We start from the raw sequence: 2,459 nt of genomic DNA, 5'->3' as shown, positions 1-2,459 counted from the left end.
HWTTAATTTAAAGCAAAATCATAATCTTACACAAAATTAGTTTTCAAATTGTCATATTGATGATTTTTTTTATTTCATCAAGAGTTTTCGACAAAATTAAAGATTTTAAATTAATTTTAATTATTTTTTTCAAGGTTATTTAAATAATGATAAATTCCTCCGGTATTATTGCTGCTAACTACATCGTATGCTAAATTTAAAATCGGAGTTGGACTATGTTCCATTGCAATTGCATAAGGTAAAATTTCAAACACAGAACGGTCATTATAATTATCACCAAAATATAAAACATTCTCTAATTTAATTTCACGTCCTTGCCTTTGATTTAAAATATCAATTAAATGTAAAATTGCTTGCCCTTTATTTGAATTACCATGTACAATATCACATCCATATTCAGACAGTGGTTCAACATTAATATTTAAAACTTGTTTTAAAGCTGTATACATTTCTTGAAACATTATTTTGGATGAATGCTTTGCAACAATTTTATTGGCTATTCTAATATCATCAAAGCAGAATGGTTTTACTTGCTTCATTCCATCTAAAAATGCACTTGGTTTTGATTTAATTTTTAATAATTTTTCACCCGCACAATATAAATTATCATCATCTTGATATGAAATTGTAAAATCACATTGATATTTTAATAAAATATCAATTACAATAACTAAATCCGAAACTGGCATTAAATTACTATAAATTGACTTATTGTTTTTAGTATCATACACTAAAGCACCATTAGCACCAATAACATATTGACAATAATTCTTAATTTTTAATTCTCTTGTGTAATTATCAAAACCAAGGGGCATTCGTCCTGATGCAATTGATACAGCAATCCCTTTTGCTTGCAATGCAAGTAATTTATTTTGAACAATAGTTGGTAATTCTTGCTTATCAGTAATCAATGTACCATCAACATCAGTAACAATTAATTTAATTTGATTACCATTAATTTTTAACATGACAACCTCATCTTCTATTTTAATATTGTTTTATAAAGATAATCAGCAATTCCTGCCGCATTATTATCTTTTGCAGTAACTGCAAAAGCAACTTCTTTTAATTGCGGTGTAGCATTGGCTAATGCAATTCCATATTTTGAATTTTTAATCATCTCATAGTCATTCATTTGATCACCAAAACACATAATTTCATCTGAATCAAGATGGTGATTTTCTTTATATTTAAGTACTTCAATTAATTTTAAAATTCCCTGTCATTTATTAACATTTTTAGGAATAATCTCAATAAACCCATATCCCGTAACTTCTGTCTTTAATGTTTTACTGACCGCAATTTGTTGTCGTAACCAATTTTGTTTTTGTTCATCATGACAAGAAATTACAACCTTACGCATTTGCGGAATTTCATTTCAATCTAAAACAATTGCTTTAATGTCAGTATTACGAAATAAAAAAAGATCATCTTTAATAATGCTTGATTGTGAAACATAAGCTTCTTGTTCATTAAGTGGTGCTAAATAAAAATCATGACCAAATTCTCGAACAATATTCATTGCTCATAATGTATCTTGATATGAAATTATTTCATCATAGACATATTCTTTTGTTTTTAAATTTAAAACAGCCCCACCATTAGCACCAATAACATACGGACAATGGTCAAGAATTCCTAATGTTGTTGCATAATCAGATAAACTACTAGGAACCCGTCCTGAAGCAATCGTTACTAAAATACGCATTGCTTGAGCCTTTTTTAAAGCCTCAATATTTATAGTTGGAATCTTTTTATCTTTATCAGTTACTAATGTTCCATCAATATCACACACGATCATTTTTACTATCATTACATTGCCTACCTTCTTTTAATGTTACTTAGTTTATCATATAAGTAGTCTCAGACATTATCATTCTATCATGTTTTATTTTATATTTATAATGTAAACTGCTTTAATTTTGTCGAAAAAGTTAAATTATATTGATTTCCTCAGTTAGGATAACCAACGGTTCCCATAAATCTTGGTAATATTGTTTTTGTAAATCTAATTTTTAATTTTACATCATTAGTATAATATAATTCTAAATATACATTTTTACTTTTTTGAGGTTTTATATTATTAATTGTTGATATTTGCATTAAAAATAATACAATTTGATTTTGATTTTTAGTTTTATATTGAGAATAATTTCCCACAGATAAATCATCTGCATAACTTGTAACAAATTGTTTAATTTCTGTTGAAATTTCATTTGTTTTAACAATTTGATTTTGAGGAAAATTAGCATTTGTTATTTGTTGACTTCCACCCCCTTCATAACTAAGGTCAGATATTTTACCCAAATTAAAATTACATTGACCTCTTCCTGCAAATAATTCCTTTAATTTTGTCGAAAACTCTTGATATTTATAAAATATACCTAAAATTAGGTATATTTTTAATATATGGAGGTAAATAATTAATGAAAAAAATAATTACAGAATTAATAAAWMAW

At 26.0% G+C, this 2,459-nt stretch carries 3 protein-coding genes; all 3 read right to left on the bottom strand.

Features of this window, described 5'->3' with window-relative positions; translation table 4 throughout:
• Nucleotides 1-116: 116 nt before the first annotated feature.
• Nucleotides 117-968: an HAD-IIB family hydrolase gene (locus EHV01_RS04735; RefSeq protein ID WP_422066441.1), complete on the bottom strand. Its 852-nt coding sequence runs from the start codon at nucleotides 966-968 to the stop codon at nucleotides 117-119.
• 14 nt (nucleotides 969-982) lie between these two features.
• A complete protein-coding gene (locus tag EHV01_RS04730; protein WP_422066440.1) occupies nucleotides 983-1,801 on the bottom strand; it encodes a Cof-type HAD-IIB family hydrolase in 819 nt (272 codons plus the stop codon).
• A 98-nt stretch (nucleotides 1,802-1,899) separates the two neighbouring features.
• A complete protein-coding gene (locus EHV01_RS04725) occupies nucleotides 1,900-2,307 on the bottom strand; it encodes a hypothetical protein (protein ID WP_422066439.1) in 408 nt (135 codons plus the stop codon).
• Between the last annotated feature and the right edge of the window lie 152 nt (nucleotides 2,308-2,459).

The sequence above is a fragment of the Spiroplasma sp. hy2 genome (assembly GCF_044714365.1).
GTDB lineage: Bacteria > Bacillota_I > Bacilli_A > Mycoplasmatales > Mycoplasmataceae > Spiroplasma > Spiroplasma phoeniceum.
Note: the sequence above shows the minus strand (reverse complement) of the source record. Positions and strands in the feature narration are given on the sequence as shown.